Here is a 19,733-nt window from a genome sequence, read left to right on the forward strand (position 1 = left end):
GGACATATCTGCAAGATGGGGATGGGCCAGGTCAGAAAGGTGCTGTACATGGCGGCAATATCCGCCATCAGGAGCAACACCGCCTGCAGCGGGCTTTATGGGAGGTTGATGGAAAAGGGAAAACCCTACAAGGTCGCAATCATAGCAGTGGTGAACAAACTGATCAAACAGGCATTCGCCATCGCAAAATCTGGAAAGGGCTACATCGCAAAAGCGGCCTAATCAGAATATTATTTGGAGAAAATTTAATTTATTATTTGGATATATACACAGTTCATTGCGAGGAACGAAGCAATCTTCCCTGCATGTCATGCTGAGCGAAGTCGAAGTATCTACATTTGGTACACGTGCAGATCCTTCGACTACGCTCAGGAGGACATGGAAAGAAAGATTGCTTCGTCGTACCTCCTCGCAATGACGCAAACCTCCTCGCAATGACGCAAACCTACTCCCAAAGACGAAAAAACACTAAAATTACTTCCCAAACTTCCTAGGCATATAGCTCAAAGAAACCATATAATACTGCGTTAGAATATTCCTCGTTCCTGAAGTAAACTCCGTTACACTATCATAAAAATAAAAGCCTTTATTCTGCTTCAATAAATCCAGCGCTGCCACCTTCACTTCTAAATTATTACCTTTCAACATTCTATACGTCATATTCGCATTCCAGATCAAAGCCTTATTATCCTGGAACTTTGAAAAGTTTGTCCTGTTATCCAAACTAGTATTAATTGTCCATCTTTTGGTCAACATATAAGCCGTAGCAAGACCCAAAGTCCAATTCTTTGACGTATAATCATTATTACTGTTCTCCGCCTTTTTATCGGTTCTCGAATAAATTCCAAAATTATTCTTCATGGCAACCTGCAGCTTATTCAAGAACGTATAGTTCATATTCATTTGAAAAGAAAGGTTCCTATTGATCATTTCCTGCATAAAGTCATCCACATATTGATATTTATTACCCCAGCTTCCATTATTAGAAACATTAAGGGTTAAGGTATGATCTTTCTTTAACAAAAATGGCTTAGCAAAACTAAGATAATAAGACACGAGATGTTGAGATTGAGGAACCTGACTCGTATATACCTGTTGTTCGGGTCCTTCAAAAACCAAACTATCCGTAAGGCCATCCTTATAAATTCTATAATTAACATTATAATTAATCCTAGCAGAATATTGCTTCATTTCATTATAATTTCCATTCAAACTAAAAGCATGAACACCAGTAGCTTTTAATAGATATCTTGAACCATAATACCGTATTCCTGGATTGATATCATCATATATCGGCCTCAGCCTATCCAAAGAAGGATATTCTTCATTATAATTATAACTAAAGCTATTGCCTAGGTAATATTTATCCATACGGCTAAAACTTTGGTTTAGGGAAATATTAGGCTTAAATGTGGTGAAATTTTGAAGTAAATTCCGGTAATCCAATGTAGAGGTCTGATCATCCCTAAAAAATCTTGCCCCCATAGACAGGCTAAGACTGATGCTTTTACTATACCTACCATTTAGGTATTTACTCTGTAAACTGGTATTATAGGTTAAAGTTGGTTCATATTCTAACTGATTTGATGAAGAAACATGTGTCAATGAACCATTCTCAATCATTTCTCCCGCAAACAGTTCATTTACAACTTGGTCAAAATCTGATTTTTTATAATTTAACCGCTGTTTCAAACCAAATTTATCATATGATAAATTCATATCTGCAGATATATCTTTAGAATCATTTGAACTATTATATCTCCTATTACTTTCTTTGTTCAATTCAGGATCAGTAAAGTTCTTATAATTACCAAGCATAAAGTTTTCACCATTTGAGGAACCTATTGATCCCCATAATCCAAAATCAAAACCAATTAAATCAAACGTTTTATTCAAACTTTTCCCATCCCCATCCTTTACTTTCCATTTCTGATTTAAATTATACCGTAAATTGAAATCCATAGCTGAATTTAATGAGGTATTTGAGTTTTCAAGGCTATTGGAAGATTGGTTTTCCAAATAATCATATAGGTACAGGTTACTTGAAATACTTTCCGAGTGGCTATTTCTCAAATTGATGTCTGCACTGTAATTAAAGCTACGTTCTTCACCATTGCTTGAATTTTTTCTCCGGGAATAATTAAAATTTCCAGTCTGATGTCTAGAATCATATTCCGCATTGGATTTGGATGAGCGGCTATTATGGTCTGTACTTTCCGAGGTCAATAGAATGGTTTGCGATTCGTTTTCCTGCAAATTTTTTTCCCATCTCGCATTTACATTTCCCTGAAAATTGTGTTGATTATTGGTTTGGTTGTTACCACTAAGGTCGTATTGATAACGAGCGCCAATCACATGCTGATTCAGGATCCCCTGTCGCTGAAAATCGGATTCAAAATCCGCATTTACCCCTACCCCTTTGAATGTTGTATTCCTCAAGAGTTGGTCGACACTGCTCAGGTTTTTATTGATATTATTGACAGAATACGCAACTGTTGCCTGTGATTTGCCGAAGCTTTTATTTAGGTTCATATTTCCTTGATACCTATCGTCTGTACCATATCCAGCACCAATACTTCCAAACATCATGTTCTCCTTCCCCTTTTTCAGCACCACATTCATTTCCATCTGTTTATTTTCAGGCTCTTTCTGTTTTTCTTCAAAGGTTCGCTTATCATATACCTGAAGCTTATCCACCGCTTTTTTATCAATATTCTGAAGCGCAATAGCCATATCCGATCCAAAGAAAGGCTTGCCATTCACTAGAATAGTGGGAACCGTTCTACCATTATACGTCACTTCACCATCGCCCCAGACAACCATCCCAGGCAATTTCTGTAACAGATCTTCAACAACCGCATTGGAATCCAATTGGAAAGCATCAGCATTGAATTCGATGGTATCCCCATTCATGCGAACAGGAGGAATCAGATCCACCACTTCAATCTCATTCTCCACTTGGATCATATTGATCTTGCCAAAATCCTTGCTTTCATTGGTGGCCAATTGATAATCGATCTTTACTTTTTTATAACCCTGAAGACTAAACTCAATATACATTGGTTTTCCAACGGTAGGTTTTTCGATCAGGAATTTTCCATATCGGTCAGTAAGGGAAACTTGATCTACCGATTTCTTGCCGTTTTCATAAATGGAAACCGTAGCTGCTTCCAACACCCTATTGTAGGCGGAATCAATAAGAATTCCTTGAACTTTTGTTTGGGCATGTGTTGTTCCTATCATGCCCAGTATGAACATGAGGAATAGCATAGTTTTTTGATGCATGTTATTTAAGCTTATAACGGACAAGAATTGGGTTTAAGGACTTTTCCAGTTGTAGATACTCTTTTCGAATGCTATGCCCTTCTATTTTGGACTTCTCTTTAGCCTTGGCAACATCATTTGGATAAATAATGCTATAAATATATTCCCCATCCGTTTCCATATCATTATACCCTAAAAACTCCATAAAGTCGTTGGATTTATCTGGAAGAATTTTATTAAGACTAATAATTTCATTATTTGTTAAATTTAAGGCTATACGGGTCGGGGTTGATCCGATAACCTGAAATAAAAGATATTGTTTATAGCGTTTTGCATCAGTAATACTGGTTATTTTATCCCTATTATTTTCCATAAAATTAAAATAGGATTGTACAGTTTTATAAATATCATAATTGCTGGTATCCACCGTGTTTTTATATGGGAATACAAATTGGATAATTTTACTCACTCCTTTAGGATTGAGCTGGGCAATTCGATAGGTATTTGGGAATACGGAAAAACCAATTTCTTCGGAAGTCTTAATGATTTCATCTCCATTAGCAAACATAAATCCTATGGTATCCCTAGGATCATAACGAACCAATATACTATCATTCATTTTTAGACCATATTCCGGCAAGGAATCTTTCTTTCCTGTACTGGGTGAACCATAATAAAATTTGGTATCCTGTAAGGAAACAAAAGTCTTTGTCCCCATGTACTTATAATCTAAGTTCTTTTCCAGGATTTCTCCTTTTTCGTTAAAAACAACTTTCAATTTATCGCCGTAGGCAACGATTTTTCCTTTTTCCTGTTGGATGTTATAGAATAAGACTTTATTTTTTGGTTTAAATCCTTCAATTTCTGAGATACGTTTTATTAAATTCCCTTTCAGATCGTATATGTATAGATTTTGATTACTGTTGCTGATGATGCCTATATTATTAGGGGTAATAATGATATTTGATATGAAATCAATAATGTCATTTTTACCACCTCCTAAAGGGATATATTCAAGATCAGTTAAGTTTTCAGATACTGTGCCGCCACGTAATTGTTCCAGGATAATACGGATTTTTTCTACAGGATAATCGGAAGAATAAATCAAACGCTGGGAATAAGCAGAAAGAAAGGTTGAAAGGAATAGGAATAATAATAAGATTTTTCTCATAAATAAGGTGTTAATATTTGGTATTGATAATTGGTGTTGTTAATTGGTGTTGTTAATTGGTGTTAATCCTACGTCATTGCGAGGAACGAAGCAATCTTCCCTGCATGTCATGCTGAGCGAAGTCGAAGCATCTACATTTGGTACCCGTACATATCCTTCGACTTCGCTCAGGATGACATTGAAACTCAGGATGACATGGAAAGAAAGATTGCTTCGTCGTACCTCCTCGCAATGACGTAAACATTACCCAAGTTTTAAAATCTCATCAAACTGCTGGGATAATTTTCTCAAATGATTCCGATCCCCGTGACCTACTTCCAACGTCATCCACTCTCCTTTATAATTACTCTTCCGGATCGTTTCCATCACCCTCTTCCAGTTCACATCTCCCTTCCCTAATTCCACCCCAAATCCCTTTCCTAAGCCTTGATTATTCATGATATCCTTGCTAAACTCCTTCACATGCAATTTCACGATCTGCGAATCCAAGCTTTCCAGCCAATGCTCCGGCCAGCCGTACCTAAGAATATTTCCTAAATCAAAATACCATCCAACCAAAGGATGATTGATTTCCTTCAGATACATTTTAGCCTCTATAGGACTTAAAATAAAGTTATTCCACACATTCTCAATCCCAATCTTCACCCCATATTGTTCCACCTGTGGTAATATCCTCTTGATAGAATCAATGGAATTCTTCCAGGCAGTCTCATAAGAAACTTTATCATTAACCACTCCAGGCACCACCAGAACGGTATCTCCACCCAATGCCTTTGTTTCCTTAACAGTCTTTACCACCGAATCAACCGTAAATTTCCTTACAGAAGCATCAGGATCCGAGAGCGGTTTCGACCAATGATCCCGATTCACCAAACTCGGAATTTCTATCCCCGATTTTTCCTTTGCATCCAACAACTCATCAACAGTAAAATCTATAGGTCCATTAAACTCTACCCCATCAAAGCCCAAATCCTTTACCAACTTCAATTTATCCACCAAACTCAGGTTCTCTTGGATCATACTAAATCCCAATCCCTTTTTTATCTTTTTAGCAAATAAATACGATTCGGTCTTTGAAAATACAGGCGATGCAAGGCTAGCCCCCGCAAGAATGGATAAGCTTTTAATGAAATCTTTTCTTAACATGATTAATTAAATTGGGTTCAGGAATCTTAAAAAAGTGTCATTTTCAAAATTCATCGGGAAAATACAAAAAAGAATACCTATTGCAAAACAATAGGTATTTTATATTAAACCGCCTTTTTTTCCTTTCTGATTTTGGGCTCACCCAATATCCAGCTTGGTTTTGGCTCTTTCAATTTGATGATCTTATTGGTATCGGCATATTTCCGGATATGTTCCACCGCCTCCTGCACATCATCCGTAAACAATAACAGATCCTGATCTTCCGGACTAATGGTCTTCTCCAGAATCATCAGCTCCACATGTTCCTTGATAAATCGGTGATAATCAAGCCCCATAATAACAATTGGAAATTGGGAAATCTTTTTGGTTTGAATCAAGGTCAAGGTTTCAAAGAATTCATCCAATGTTCCAAAACCTCCAGGCATGATTACAAATGCAAAGGAATATTTCCTTAAGAGTTCTTTCCGAACAAAAAAGTAATCAATGTTCACAAACTTATCCATATAGGGATTATGCATCTGTTCGTGGGGAAGTACGATATTACAGCCTACTGAAGGACCACCTACATCCTTAGCGCCGCGGTTTGCAGCTTCCATAATCCCAGGTCCTCCTCCGGTCATAATCGTAAATCCGATATTGGCCAATTCAGCCGATACAGCCCTTGCCTGCTTATAATACCGATGATCTTCGCCAAAACGAGCAGATCCAAACACCGTAACACAAGGTCCTACAAAATGTAAGGTTCTAAATCCTTTCATAAACTGAAAGAAAACGCCAAAAACATACTTCAGCTCGATTAACCTATTTCTAGCTCCTTTAAAAAAGCTGATCTCTTCTCTAACAAATTTATTACTCATGTTCCAAAGGACTAGCTAACAATTCTTGGGCTTCCTGTAAAATCTGCTGCTTTTTAGGTTGGGGAATCTGAATCCGATCCAATACGGCAGCATCTCGTATCAAGTCTTTTACCAGGATACATTGATTTTTCAATAACATGGACTTGTCCTGTTGGGTCAGGGTCGTTAAACAGGTTACCGGATACTCCCCGTTATTATCCACCCGAGCTTTGATGGAACTTCCGCGCGGATAATCCCATGAAAGCAGGTTCATTTTATAATATTCGCCGAAGGAAATGGAATCGGTGGTTAGGTAGGCATTGGTCACCAACCAGCCATCCGTAAATTCCTTCTTCTGATCGAAGAAAGTATATGGAATACCCGATACATCCTCTACCCTGGACTTGAAATACATAGGCGTAGTGACCGAAATCTTCGCGTCAGCATCGTTTCTGAATTTACATTCAATTGCCAGTAAAGTTTCCCCATGGAGCGCCACCACATCAATTTCATGGGATACGGCATGACCTTGAACGGTTTGTCCGGTTACTGCTTGATAACCGTCTTCTTGGAACATCCTAGCCACCCACTTTTCAAAATAGAATCCCTCTGGCCCTAATTCACGTAAGGCTTTCTTCAGACTATAACGCGCAGCGTAAGAACTTTTCTTAGCTTTTAAGGCTTTAAATGCCGCATCATAAAGCTCTCTTGTGCTGATTCCATCATAAAGACAATCCTTGATATCTTTATAAACCTGATCCACCTCCTGATCAGTAGCGCCGGAACGTGTCAGTGATTTTCTTAAAGCAGATTCATCAAAAGGCACCAATTCGCCAGAATACTTCTTTACTAGCATAGATAAATTTATTTTAAATGTGAAAGTACAAATTTTGCAGGTTATCCTGAAAATTCTAATTTCTCTCAAAACAAAAGCCTCGCCAAAACGTTTATAACATAACGATTAATAGAGACAATTATGAGCGGAATATTAAATTTAGCATTCGACAAGTTAAAATCTACCATGGACGATTCTTGTACAGATGGAAATATCGGCAAATCGGAACGCGTATTATCTGTTGTTGCAGGTGGATTCATTTTAGCGATGGGTATCAAATCCGTTTTGAAAAGCCCGTTAACATCCGTATCTGGAATCACTCTGGGTGGAGCATTGATCTACCGAGGAGTAACTGGTTATTGTGCTGTTAAAGATACATTTGACAGCAAAAAAGCAGAAGCTACAGTAGTTGAACACAGGTATTTTGTAAAATAACAAAATATCCCATAAGAAGATCCGATTCCTATCCGTAGGAATCGGATTTTTTTATCTTTGAAAATGAAAAAAGTTGTCGTATTTACCGGAGCTGGGATCTCCGTAGAGAGTGGATTACCTACTTTTCGTGGTACAGATGGTCTATGGGAAGGCCATCGCGTAGAAGATGTGGCCACTCCGGAGGCTTGGCAAAGAAACCCAGCATTGGTGCAGGATTTTTATAACAAGCGTCGGAAGAACTGTATAGAAGCCACTCCAAACGAAGCGCATATAAAACTGGCTGAGTTGGAGAAGGATTTTGATGTACACATCATCACTCAGAATATCGACGACCTACATGAACGAGCCGGTAGCAGCAAGGTACTTCATCTCCATGGTGAAATCCGAAAGTCCCAATCCTCCATCAATCCCAATTTGGTATATGATATCAAAGGCGATGAAATAATTTCCGGAAGTGTGTGTGAGTTGGGTTCTCCATTACGACCACATGTGGTCTGGTTTGGGGAAGCTGTCCCGAATATGATTCCTGCTTCCAAGCTTGCCTCCCAGGCTGATGTATTTGTAGTGATCGGCACATCCCTTCAGGTTTACCCTGCAGCAAACCTGTTATATGAAACTTCCCCCTTATGTAAACTCATTCTGATTGACCCTAATGCGGAAGAATATCGGGTTCCACCCAACGTGATCAAGATTTCCGAAAAAGCCTCCAAAGGTGTTAGATATTTGGCAGATTTAATAGTCAAATAAAATTTTTTTACCACATAAAAACAACTATAATTCAACATTTTATATATATTACATAAATTAATAGTTTACTTTCCTATTTTTATGACAACAAAAAGAAAACCCCAAAACAAAATATAATTTTGTTTTGGGGTTTATTTCTTAAATACCTATTGTTTTTCAGGTATTTATAATATTTATATAAACCTATTATTGATATTTATTATAGGTTTCGATTATTGCCCCTCTCATCTGGGTAAAGATAGAAAGCACCTGTTGAATAAAGGGCTCATCCAACATTTCAAAGACTCCATTTATACCACCTACTACATCCACCTCAGCCAATTTATAGGATTGTTCTAAAGTACCTTGCTCAAACTTGATGATAAACTTCTGATTCATGCCGAAGATGCTAATCTTACATTCCGGATGAGGTAATTCTGCTAATACACGCATATAGATCACTAAAAAAATTCCAAGCCTGAATTGGACTTGGAATTTCAAAAATATAAAATTTAAATTGCTTAAACCACCCCTTGCGCTTTCATGGCTTCGGCGACTTTTATGAACCCACCAACATTAGCTCCTTTGAGGTAATTGATATATCCGTTTGGCTCTTTACCATAGCGCACACAGGTTTTATGTATATTTTCCATGATCAATTTGAGGCGGTGGTCCACTTTTTCCCGTGCCCATTGCTGTCCGATCGCATTCTGCGACATTTCCAAGCCGGAAACAGCGACACCTCCAGCGTTGGCCGCTTTCCCAGGACCAAAATGGATCTTAGCTTGCAGATACACTTTAATGGCTTCTGCTGAGGAGGGCATATTTGCCCCTTCAGCCACAATCTTACAACCATTTTTTACCAATCTTATGGCATCTGCCTCACTGATCTCGTTCTGGGTGGCACATGGAAGGGCAATATCGCATGCAAACTGCCATGGATTTTCCTTGGCATGATAACTTGCAGAAGGATATTTCTTCGTGTATTTGGCCAGATCTCGTCCTAATGTCCCTAGATAATTCAATTTATCCAGACTAAAGCCTTCCTTATCATAGATCGTTCCTTGACTATTGGACAAGGTGAGTACTTTTGCACCCAATTGGATGGCTTTTTCAGCAGCGTAAAAGGCTACATTCCCTGCTCCGGAAATACATACCGTCTTCCCTTCTATCTTTTCGTTATTGTAATCCAAAATACATTGAACAAAATAAAGTAATCCATAACCAGTAGCTTCTGGTCGAATGTATGACCCACCCCAAGCAGTACCTTTTCCGGTCAATACGCCTGAAAAATTGTTCTGCAAGCGCTTATATTGCCCGAACAGATAACCTATTTCACGTCCACCAACACCAATATCCCCAGCAGGCACATCGGTTTCCGACCCAATATGTCTTTGTAATTCAGTCATGAAGCTTTGGCAAAAACGCATGATTTCCATATCTGACTTTCCTTTGGGATCAAAATCAGAACCTCCCTTTCCACCACCAATAGGCAAACTGGTCAGGCTGTTCTTGAACACCTGCTCAAATGCCAAAAACTTAAGAATGCTCAGATTTACATCTGGAGCAAATCGCAAACCTCCCTTGTAAGGTCCAATGGCGGAATTCATTTGGACACGATATCCTCGATTTACCTGGATCTGATTCTGATCGTCTGTCCAAGCCACCCGAAAAGAAACAATTCGCTCAGGTTCAACCATCCGTTCTAAAATTTTAAGGTCAATAAGATCAGGACGATGCTCATTTACATAGGGAATAAGATCTTCGACAACCTCCGTGACAGCCTGTAAAAATTCAGGTTCATTTGGGTTTCGCAAATCAACTTGTTTGATGAAATTCTTAAGATTTAGGGACATTTATTGTTAATTATTTATTTTTTCATCACAATACTAATGAAAATATTGATAAAACGCTAATTATTTACGCATTTTATCAATACAATTAAAAGCCCTAAATAACTGGAAAGGATTATAAATTAGTAGGCAAAAACAACTGACCGTAATGCTTTAAATCTTCCAATCCATCGGTGGTCTCAAAAATACCGTAGACAGAAGATCCAGATCCGCTCATGGAAGCATAAATAGCCCCCAATTCATACATCTTATTCTTGATATCACCTATCAGCGGGTATTTTTCGAAAAGAGAGAATTCAAAATCATTCTTTATGGTATATTTCCATTCCTGCATGGGAAGATTTATCGCTTGCCGTAAATCCAGTTCGGATGGCTTCGGAAGCACCTGACTATAGGCTTCTGCCGTGGATATATGGATATCCGGCTTAACCAGTACGATCTGATAGGAAGACAGATCAAGAGCAATCTCCTCGAGCTCTGTTCCTATACCTTCAGCATACATGGCTTTATTTTCCACAAAAAATGGACAATCGGCACCAAGTTTTGCAGCTAATTGCTTCAATTCTCCTGTAGAAATATCTAAGGAAAATTGTTCGTTCAATAACAGCAATACGGCTGTTGCATCGGAAGAACCTCCCCCTAAGCCAGCACCAATCGGAATATTTTTCAGCAAATGAATGTTTACTGGAGGTAAATCATATATGGAACTTAACAACCTATATGCCCTTAAACACAAGTTATTATCATCAGCTATTAAATCTGAATTCCAAATCTGCAAGGCTATTTCCTGGCTAGGTATGATTTCGACAGCATCATATATCTTCACTGGATAAAACACAGTTTCCAGGTTATGGTATCCGTCGGAACGCTTTTCAGTAATATGCAAGCCTATATTGATTTTAGCATTTGCGAATTTGAGCATAGTTGATTTTTAATGTTGATGATATAATAAACGCACTCTCTTCCTACAAATATGCTATTTTTTAAGGATTAAATGGTTTTATTATCTTTGGATAAGTTTGAACCTTATGTCTATAAAATCTGGCTTTATTGGCTTTTTCCTATTATTCATTAGTGTAAGCATCCTAGGGCAGAACATCCCTAGGGTCGGAACACCTTTTGTGCAGCAATATACCAAATCGATGTATGCTGCTGGAAACCAAAATTGGGGACTTGCCATCAGTCATGACGGATTTGTATATGCAGCCAATACGGAAGGTTTATTGGTATTTGATGGACAGGAATGGAAGCTTTTCCCTATGAAGAACCATGCCAGCCTACGCAGCGTTAATATCGATAAAGAAGGAAGAATTTTTGTAGGTGGGTCGGGCGAATTTGGTTATTGGATCAGAGGAAGCTATGGGAAAATGAATTACACCAGCTTGTCGGACTCAATCAAAGATAAAGAAACCTTACGCAATGATGATATCTGGCGGATCCTCATTCAAGAAGACCAGGTATTCTTCCACAGCTTTTCAAAAAGTTACCGCTATCAAAAAGGAAGCATTGATTTGCTAAGAGCACAGGGCGAGCCTTTCCTATTCGGACATCAGGTTGGTTACAACCTGTATTTTGAACAGATACCTTCGGGTTTACACCGCTTGAGCAATAATCGTCTAGAAAGGATTCCAGACGCAGCCAAGCTCCATGGCATGAATATTTTAAGCATGCTCCCCTTCCATGATCATCAAACATTAATCGCAACCGCCAATCATGGTTTGTTCTTAATGAGCCCCACAGGCTCCATCAAACCTTTTCCAACGGCTGCTGATGATGCCCTAAAAAGATATCAGATCAATAATGGGGTTAAACTTTTTGCAGATCAGTACGCCTTTGGAACCATACAGAATGGGGTGTATATCGTGAATAAATCGGGTGAAATCGTTCAGCATATCAGCAAGAACAATGGATTACAGAATAACACCGTATTAAGTTTAGCCGTGGATAAACAATCCAACCTATGGGTAGGCTTAGATAATGGGATCGACCGCATTGATATCAATTCACCCTTATATTATTATTCAGATTTTACAGGCAATATTGGTACAGTATACAGTTCGATCCTGTTCAATAATAAGATCTACCTGGGCACCAACCAAGGTTTGTTCGTAAGTGATTGGAAAGGGGTTTCCTCTTATAATTCATTGAAATTTCAACTCATCCCCAATTCCCAAGGCCAAGTATGGCAATTGGCGAATATTGCGGGAAAACTGGTTATAGGCCATAATAATGGCACTTTTATCTTAGAGGACCAAGTGCTTAAAAAAATCTCTTCTGTAACCGGAGCTTGGAAATTTCTACCTGTTGCCAATAGTAATTATTGGCTGCAAGGAAATTACACTGGGATCGGATTGATGACCACAGATCCAACCGTGTCATTTGTCAAACAGTTGGAAGGCAGGAACGACCTAACGCGCGACATTTACCAAGAGCAAGCAGAAACTTTTTGGATAAGTAACCAACAGCAGATTCAACAGGTAAAATTCAATCCTGGATACCAATCCGTAAAAGAATGGAAAACCTTGGATAAAGGACTGCCGAAGAATGCCCGGATCCATGGAATATATAACTTGGCCAATAATGCTGTATTTACTACAGACTCAGGCTTCTACCGTTTTGACCATGTATGGAATGAATTTAAAGCCTATGCGGAACTCAACGGACAGCTGGGTTCTTTTTACAATGCCAACAAGGTCATTCCGATCAGCAACAACCAATACTGGCTAATCAAAAAATCTCATATTGCCCGGGTGGAATTTCCCGCCGATGAGCAAATCCGAATTGATTCTTCCTCCTGGAATTCCTTAAAAGGAAGAATGATGAACAATTACGAACATATATTACAGGTTAACAGCGAACTATCCCTGTTTGGTTTAGATAATGGTTTTGCACTTTACTTCAACAAATTCCCCGTAAAGCAACAGATTCCCAAACCCATTATCACCAATATCTGGAACATCACCAAGGACCAGAAACCTTTATATGACGACTTAAGCATCCCGAATGCCGAAAACAATTTAAGGATTTCATTCGCGTCACCTTGGTATTCCTCATCGCCAATTCGATACCAATATGTCTTGGAGGGTTATACCGATGATTGGTCCAACTGGGATGTGGTAGCTTATAGGGATTTCACGAATCTGCCCTTTGGAAATTATACCTTTAAGGTTCGAGCGATATCAGCAAACGGGATACAATCAGATATCACATCGATTAACTTTCGAATCAAGGCTCCTTGGTACCTGAGTTGGCCAATGATCCTGCTATACGTATTAGCGGCTATCTTTCTGTTCTTTTGGAGCAAGAAAGCCTATGAAAAGCGGCTGAAGGAAGACCAACGTAAGCTGAAGGAAAACATGCTAGCGGATCAGGAAAAACGCTTGGCCCGAGAAGCCGAAGAGAACGAAAAGAAATTGATGGCCATAAAGAACGAGCAACTCGAACAGGAACTTGCCATCAAAAACAGGGAATTGGCCAATTCGGCCATGAATATTGTCTATAAAAATGAAATGCTCAACAACCTGCATCATGAACTGACCAACCTGAATGATTCTAATGGTAACAAGCTGAGTAACGAGCAATTACGAAAGGTAAATAAACTGATTGATGAAGCACATAGTGATGATCGGGATTGGGATCTTTTTGAAAAAAGCTTCAATGAAGCCCATGAGAATTTCTTCAAAAAACTGAAAGCCGATTATCCGAGTTTGGTGCCCAATGATCTTAAACTCTGTGCCTACCTACGTCTGAACATGTCGAGTAAGGAGATTGCCTCCTTATTGAATATCAGTACCAGAGGTGTGGAGATCCGTAGGTACCGATTGCGGAAAAAACTGGAATTGCCAACGAATAAAAATCTTACTGAATTTTTATTGGAGCTGTAATTACCAACGTCCGCCGGCACCCCCACCACCAGAAGAACCTCCACCAAAACTTCCACTGCTGGATGAGGAACCACCGCCAGAGGATCCTCCAGAAGAACTACTGCTGCTGGAGCGTGTCTTCTTAGCAATGGTGTAGAATTCAATATGCTTTTTATAATTACAGAATTGACATTTATCGAATTTCTCCCCCGAACCTGCACTGGAATAATTCGCAGCAACTACCGTTTTGGTCTGGTTTTTCAATAAGGTATGATACCCACATGCCGGACAGACATCAAATTTTTTACTTACTTCCCAAGGGACCAATTCATACTTCCCAGTCTTACTATGCTGCCAAATTTCATATTTCCGGGATCCTTTCTGCTCTTCGGCACGTTGGCCATCATCAAGGATCGTCTTGATCTTTTTGGCGTCCTTATTTCGATTCAAACGCGTCCAATCCGGATCATTGTTCGGTGGAAGGAACCTGCCTTTATTCTTGAACATCCGATTAGAAAGCCAAATCAAATCGAAAAGCGCCAATGGCGAAAGCAACATAGGTACCAATAAGTAATTCCTAAACTTCTTGAGTGCATTTTGTTTTTCTTCCTCATCCTTGCCACCCTTAACGATACTTTCCCTACCAGTAGTAATCCGCATGGCCAAAATAACCCCTCCCAATGCAAATAATATATAAGGGGTATTGTTCTTATTATACAAGGGGCTGAGATCCTCATATAAAATGATCAGTGGGAAAACTGATACAAACATCAATAATACACCACATCCAAGCCCATAAAATATTGGCTTTACAAACGAGACTTTGTTCGCTTTTTTTAATAGCGATTTAATGACTAGATGGGTATAGATGTATAATGCAATAAAAAAGAGGATCACCAATAAGCTATTCTTAAAAATAGCATTATCCCAACTGAAGAAAGGTTGTGCTTCAGGCATCATCTCCTTCAGCTCTTTTACGGAATCTGGTGATTTAAGCACATGTTCAATAAAACGCACCGCTTGAAAAACACCAGCGCTGTAATACCCCTGTTGAAAATTAGGTACAAGGTATAATTCGCCCACCCGCTTTAAATAGGCATCCGGAAAGAGCCGTTCCATTCCATAGCCAGAAATAAAACGATATTCCCGCCTATCCTTTGCGATAAAGAGCAACAATCCATTGTTGGACTCTTTTTTCCCAATCCCCCATTTATTGAATAAAGATAAAGCAAATTCAAAATCATCTTCGCCATCGTAATCATTGACCAGCACAATGGCAAACTCCGCCCCAGTTTCCTGTTCTATGCTTTTACATATACTATCAAGTTCCTGCACGGAATACCAATCCAAAATACCATCGGGATTGGAAACATAATAATCTTGTCCTTTACTTTTAGGATTGGGGATCTGCGCATGTAAAGCTGGGATACAAAAGAATAGAACCAGCCAAAGTTTTAGAATAGTGTGAAAAATACCTTTCAAAAGCATAATTGGATTTAAATCATACCCCCATGTACTTGGGGAGAATTATCATTCGAATATAATCATTTAAAAAATACCCTTACAAGAACTTGACATTTTATCCCTATTATGGTCTATTATTTGAGCGATAAATATTATGGGAAAAATTTTAAAAGTACTTTTAACACTGGCCATCATCATCGGGGTCACCTGGTTTGTATGGGACCGTATAAAGCCAAGCACGAAAACCGAAAGCAATCATCAGGTGCTATTGGAAAGAATCGAAGCCATGGGCAAACTTGAATTGGTAAAATATAGATATAGCGACGTGGTAGAACATAAAAGCATCAGTGCCTATCTTCCTGATGCCAGTGTGCTATTGATCATCAAAGCAGATGCAGTAGGTTGTATAGACCTTACTAAACTCGATTCAACGGACATTCAGGTTACTGGTGATTCGGTTACCATTCATCTTCCAAAACCAGAAATATGTTACGTCAAAATCGACCATAAAGATTCGAAGGTATATGATACCAAAATGGCGTTTTTTAGGGAAGCAGACCTGGTAGATGAAGCCTATAAATATGCAGAAGAGGAAATCCACAAACAGGTTAAGGCATCTGATATCCTTTCACAGACTCAAAAAAATGCCATGTCGGTGTTCCAGCCTTTGATCGAAGCTTTGGGATTCAAAAAAGTAACCCTTACATTCGATTAAAATCGAAATCATGAAGGAAACTAAAGATGTCTACAAGATCTATGACAAAATAGCCGGTTGGTTCCATCAGAACCGTGGGCAAGACCTCATGGAGAAGGCTTATCTGGATTTTGTCCTGGAAAAAATCCCCCAAAATGGAAAGATACTGGATTTAGGTTGCGGAACTGGAAAGCCCATCTTAGCCTACCTACTATCTTTGGGAAGAACAGTCGTTGCGGTTGATGCCAGTAGGGAGATCCTTAAGATTGCAGCCCAGAATTTCCCCGAACAAGCTTTTTTCCTTCAGGATATGAGGAATTTGGATCTACCGGAAAAATTCGACGCCATCATAGCTTGGCATAGCTTTTTTCATCTGCCTGCTGCAGATCAGCAATCGATGTTCCCTATATTCAAACAATACTTGAACCCCGGTGGTATTTTGGTATTTACCTCCGGCCCGGATGAGGGTGAAGCTTGGAGTAGATTAAACCAGGAAGATGTCTTCCATGCCTCCTTATCCCCATCGGATTACGAACAGCTATTAAAGGAAAACGAGTTTATTGTCCTTAAGAAAGCGTTGGAAGATCCAAGTGTTGGTAATGCTTCCGTTTGGGTCTGCCAAAGAACCTAAACTGTCTTAAATCCTATCTTTTTCATGTTTGGCAAGAAGTAAGCAATTACACCAATCAAAGGCAGGAATGAACATACATGATAGATATTATCTAATGAGGTATGATCGGCCCACCAACCTAGGAATGCGGCTCCTATCCCACCCATTCCAAAGGCAAAACCATAGAATAAACCCGATACCATGCCGATTTTCTTAGGCAGCAGTTCTTGTGCATAAACCAAAATGGAAGGAAAGGCAGAAGCCATAATAAATCCAATAACCGAAACCAGAATGGCCGTCCAGAAGGGATTGGCGTAAGGTAATAACAATGTGAAAGGTGCACAACCTAGCACAGAAAGCCAAATGATATATTTCCTACCTAAAATATCCCCTAAGGATCCGCCTATCAAAGTTCCTAAAGCAATGGCAATCAAGAAATAGAACAGGTATAACTGCGCGCCAACTTCAGATATCCCGAACTTCTGCATCAGGTAAAATTGCAGGTAACTCGTAATGCTGGCGATATAGATGTATTTAGAAAAGATCAATAACAATAGTATACCAACTGACCAAGCAATGCGTTGGGAAGACAGATCTGGAATTTTGAGCAGTTTCTTGCCATTTCCTTTTTGTGCCAACAAGACTTTTTGATACCATTTTGCAATATAGGTCAACACCACTTGGGCAAGAACAATTACAGCGACAAACCAAATAATATACCGTTGTCCATTGGGGATGACAAACCAGGCCAATAGCAATGGCCCTAAGGCTGTCCCGGTATTACCACCGATCTGGAAAATAGATTGCGCAAGACTTCTTTTTCCTCCGGAAGACATAAAGGCCACCCTGGAAGATTCAGGATGGAAGATAGATGACCCGATACCCACCATGATCACAGAAAACAAGATGGAACCATAATTATTGGAATAGGCCAGAGAGATCACCCCTACAAAACTGAACATCATCCCAACGATCTGTGAATAAGGTTTTGGATGTTTATCCGTATAAGCGCCTATAACGGGCTGTAGTAAGGAAGAAGCCAATTGGAAGCAGAGGGTAATAACACCAATCTGGGCATAGTTTAAATGGAAATTTTCTTTTAGCATCGGATAGGATGCTGGTATGATAGCCTGGATCAGGTCGTTCAGTAAATGTGCAATACAGATTGCAAATAAAATGGGATAGGTAGTTTTTTGTGGATTGTAAACAAACGAAGCCTTCTGCATGATATATACGAAAATTAACAGCCGGATGTTAAATTCATCCGGCTGTCAAATCTAATAAGTTTACTTCTCTAATTCAAGCGAAGGTTTAATATCTTCATAGAGGGCTTTGTATTCTTCGCCGCTACTTTGCGTATCCGGAAAAACTTTTCCTTCAACCATGACCTGCACGAAACCATCTTCTTGTGGGATTTCAAATACCTTCGAGATATGCACATGTGCTCTTACCGGAATCTCCTTAATGAGTTCGGCAGATGGCATCTGTGGTTGGGAGGATAAGAAATATCCTTCTTTGCCATCCGGTCGCTGTTGTTTGTAATGATAGTAATAGGTCGGCTGTTTGGTGAAAAAGATGTTGTTTGCAATATCCGCATACCTTGGGTCTTTGGTTACTTCGCCCTTTTGTCCGGAATTACAGCCAATAAAAAAAATGCTGGAGCAAAACAATGCAAGCATTGTCAAAAAAAATCTGTTCATGGTTAGTGTGTTTTAAAAATTGACACAAATATCCTTAATTATGATTAGAAATTATCCCTAATCTAAAAGCAAAATACCTGCTTTCATTCAAATAAATACATTATCCATAAAATTGTAAGTTTTCGTCTATATCAAGCAATGGGTTTTGGACCTCATAGGAATGTTTTATGAGTTAAATCTTGAGATACTTGGCGACTTCATCTAAATTTGCATCCTTTAAAAGAACATTTTTATGTTGATCGAGCAGATAAATCGTCGGGGTTGCTTTGATCTGATAGATACCTTTGTTCACAATATACTGCTCCTCATCTAAACCGTTGATCCAATTCTCAGGAATTTCCGCTTTATAATCATCCCAAAGGTCACGGTTTCCATCGGGATAAATCGCTAGTACCTTTAATTTTCCAGAGTCAATCAGCGCATTGAATGGCTGATAATCTTTTAATGCCTCAATGGCATCTGCGCAAGAACTACAACCCGGTTCATAGAAAAAGAGAAAGATCCAATCTGCTTTTTCTTCATAGAGACTAGAAAACGTTGCATCATCTTTCAAGAACTTAAATTCAGCTGCCTTAGTTCCCGGTTTATTTTTCTGCACCATCGGAAGTAAGGTTTTGTACTTTATCGTTAGAGCTTCCGTTAATTTATCTGTTTTTAGCAGATTAATAATAAAACCTTCATAAAGGATATCGTTCCTTAACGGTGAATTGGGATCGCCCAAGTAACGATCCATGGTATTGGTAATGTATTGGAAAGTTTTGGGTTCTATTTTCGCTTGGTTGAAAAGATCCTCCAGCCCATCATTAAACTTCTTTTCATCTACGAATTTCATCATATTGATATAATTCACTATTGCTTGCTCACTGTATTCCGGATTCAAGGATAATAAGGTGTCCTGAAAATTATAATTATCCCAATAATGGTCAAATACATAGGTATTTTGATCTTCAGGGCTGGTTAAAACAGTAGGCGCTTGTGGTGGACTATAGACCTTCGCCGTTGTTGTTTCCGTAGGAGTTGATGTTTTTTTATTTTGTTGACAAGATACAATGACCATTAAGCCGAAAAGGATACCTAAATATTTCATGTGTTCATTTTTTTGTAAGGTATGGATTATCACCATATATTTCAAAAGG

The 19,733-nt window shown here is 38.9% G+C and carries 17 protein-coding genes and 1 pseudogene; 6 read left to right on the forward strand and 12 right to left on the reverse strand.

Annotated elements, in window-relative coordinates:
- Positions 1-222 (forward strand): annotated as a pseudogene (locus CRJ00_RS07580) (IS110 family transposase); the annotation flags it as partial.
- Between the two features lie 252 nt (positions 223-474).
- On the opposite strand, the gene CRJ00_RS07585 reads toward CRJ00_RS07580, so the two are convergent.
- From CRJ00_RS07585 to CRJ00_RS07605, 5 genes are all read right to left on the reverse strand, one after another.
- The gene (locus CRJ00_RS07585) at positions 475-3,285 is read right to left on the reverse strand and encodes a hypothetical protein (protein ID WP_099366272.1); all 2,811 of its coding nucleotides are present in this window, start codon (positions 3,283-3,285) and stop codon (positions 475-477) included.
- A 1-nt stretch (position 3,286) separates the two neighbouring features.
- Positions 3,287-4,435 carry a hypothetical protein gene (locus tag CRJ00_RS07590; RefSeq protein ID WP_099366273.1) on the reverse strand — a complete coding sequence of 383 codons (1,149 nt, stop codon included), beginning with the start codon at positions 4,433-4,435 and terminating at the stop codon, positions 3,287-3,289.
- A 243-nt stretch (positions 4,436-4,678) separates the two neighbouring features.
- Positions 4,679-5,581: a sugar phosphate isomerase/epimerase family protein gene (locus CRJ00_RS07595; RefSeq protein WP_099366274.1), complete on the reverse strand. Its 903-nt coding sequence runs from the start codon at positions 5,579-5,581 to the stop codon at positions 4,679-4,681.
- Positions 5,582-5,685: 104 nt separating this feature from the next.
- On the reverse strand, positions 5,686-6,438 hold the full coding sequence (locus CRJ00_RS07600) for a TIGR00730 family Rossman fold protein (protein WP_099366275.1): 753 nt from the start codon (positions 6,436-6,438) through the stop codon (positions 5,686-5,688).
- Entirely contained in the window at positions 6,431-7,273 is an 843-nt protein-coding gene (locus CRJ00_RS07605) for an ATP cone domain-containing protein (protein WP_099366276.1), read from the reverse strand. Before CRJ00_RS07605 ends, CRJ00_RS07600 begins: the two co-directional genes overlap by 8 nt.
- Positions 7,274-7,393: 120 nt before the next feature.
- On the opposite strand from CRJ00_RS07605, the gene CRJ00_RS07610 reads away from it, so the two are divergent.
- Both CRJ00_RS07610 and CRJ00_RS07615 read left to right on the forward strand, forming a co-directional pair.
- On the forward strand, positions 7,394-7,687 hold the full coding sequence (locus tag CRJ00_RS07610; protein ID WP_099366277.1) for a YgaP family membrane protein: 294 nt from the start codon (positions 7,394-7,396) through the stop codon (positions 7,685-7,687).
- 63 nt (positions 7,688-7,750) lie between these two features.
- Positions 7,751-8,434, forward strand: a complete 684-nt coding sequence (locus CRJ00_RS07615; RefSeq protein ID WP_099366278.1) for an SIR2 family NAD-dependent protein deacylase — start codon at positions 7,751-7,753, stop codon at positions 8,432-8,434.
- A 186-nt stretch (positions 8,435-8,620) separates the two neighbouring features.
- Here the strand turns inward: CRJ00_RS07615 and CRJ00_RS07620 are convergent, their stop codons facing one another.
- The 3 genes from CRJ00_RS07620 to ispE all read right to left on the reverse strand — a co-directional run bounded on the left by CRJ00_RS07620 (position 8,621) and on the right by ispE (position 11,188).
- On the reverse strand, positions 8,621-8,866 hold the full coding sequence (locus CRJ00_RS07620; protein WP_099366279.1) for a hypothetical protein: 246 nt from the start codon (positions 8,864-8,866) through the stop codon (positions 8,621-8,623).
- 68 nt (positions 8,867-8,934) lie between these two features.
- Entirely contained in the window at positions 8,935-10,269 is a 1,335-nt protein-coding gene (gdhA, locus tag CRJ00_RS07625; protein ID WP_099366280.1) for an NADP-specific glutamate dehydrogenase, read from the reverse strand.
- 112 nt (positions 10,270-10,381) lie between these two features.
- The gene (gene ispE, locus CRJ00_RS07630; protein ID WP_099366281.1) at positions 10,382-11,188 is read right to left on the reverse strand and encodes a 4-(cytidine 5'-diphospho)-2-C-methyl-D-erythritol kinase; all 807 of its coding nucleotides are present in this window, start codon (positions 11,186-11,188) and stop codon (positions 10,382-10,384) included.
- A 106-nt stretch (positions 11,189-11,294) separates the two neighbouring features.
- Between ispE and CRJ00_RS07635 the strand changes: the two genes are divergently transcribed.
- The gene (locus tag CRJ00_RS07635; RefSeq protein ID WP_099366282.1) at positions 11,295-14,150 is read left to right on the forward strand and encodes a triple tyrosine motif-containing protein; all 2,856 of its coding nucleotides are present in this window, start codon (positions 11,295-11,297) and stop codon (positions 14,148-14,150) included.
- On the opposite strand, the gene CRJ00_RS07640 is transcribed toward CRJ00_RS07635, so the two are convergent.
- A complete protein-coding gene (locus CRJ00_RS07640; RefSeq protein ID WP_099366283.1) occupies positions 14,151-15,617 on the reverse strand; it encodes a TPM domain-containing protein in 1,467 nt (488 codons plus the stop codon).
- 130 nt (positions 15,618-15,747) lie between these two features.
- Here CRJ00_RS07640 and CRJ00_RS07645 point away from each other — a divergent pair, with 130 nt between their 5' ends.
- Together CRJ00_RS07645 and CRJ00_RS07650 are read left to right on the forward strand one after the other, a co-directional pair.
- A complete protein-coding gene (locus tag CRJ00_RS07645) occupies positions 15,748-16,308 on the forward strand; it encodes a DUF4230 domain-containing protein (protein ID WP_099366284.1) in 561 nt (186 codons plus the stop codon).
- 10 nt (positions 16,309-16,318) lie between these two features.
- Positions 16,319-16,918: a class I SAM-dependent DNA methyltransferase gene (locus CRJ00_RS07650; protein ID WP_099366285.1), complete on the forward strand. Its 600-nt coding sequence runs from the start codon at positions 16,319-16,321 to the stop codon at positions 16,916-16,918.
- Here CRJ00_RS07650 and CRJ00_RS07655 read toward each other — a convergent pair.
- The 3 genes from CRJ00_RS07655 to CRJ00_RS07665 form a co-directional block, all read right to left on the reverse strand.
- A complete protein-coding gene (locus CRJ00_RS07655; protein WP_099366286.1) occupies positions 16,915-18,123 on the reverse strand; it encodes an MFS transporter in 1,209 nt (402 codons plus the stop codon). The genes CRJ00_RS07650 and CRJ00_RS07655 overlap by 4 nt on opposite strands.
- Positions 18,124-18,183: 60 nt before the next feature.
- Positions 18,184-18,597, reverse strand: coding sequence for a hypothetical protein (locus tag CRJ00_RS07660; protein ID WP_099366287.1), 414 nt, complete (start codon positions 18,595-18,597; stop codon positions 18,184-18,186).
- 172 nt (positions 18,598-18,769) lie between these two features.
- Positions 18,770-19,684: a DUF5106 domain-containing protein gene (locus CRJ00_RS07665; RefSeq protein WP_180268448.1), complete on the reverse strand. Its 915-nt coding sequence runs from the start codon at positions 19,682-19,684 to the stop codon at positions 18,770-18,772.
- Positions 19,685-19,733: the final 49 nt, after the last annotated feature.

The organism is Sphingobacterium sp. 1.A.4 (assembly GCF_002734245.1).
Classification (GTDB): Bacteria; Bacteroidota; Bacteroidia; order Sphingobacteriales; family Sphingobacteriaceae; genus Sphingobacterium; species Sphingobacterium tenebrionis.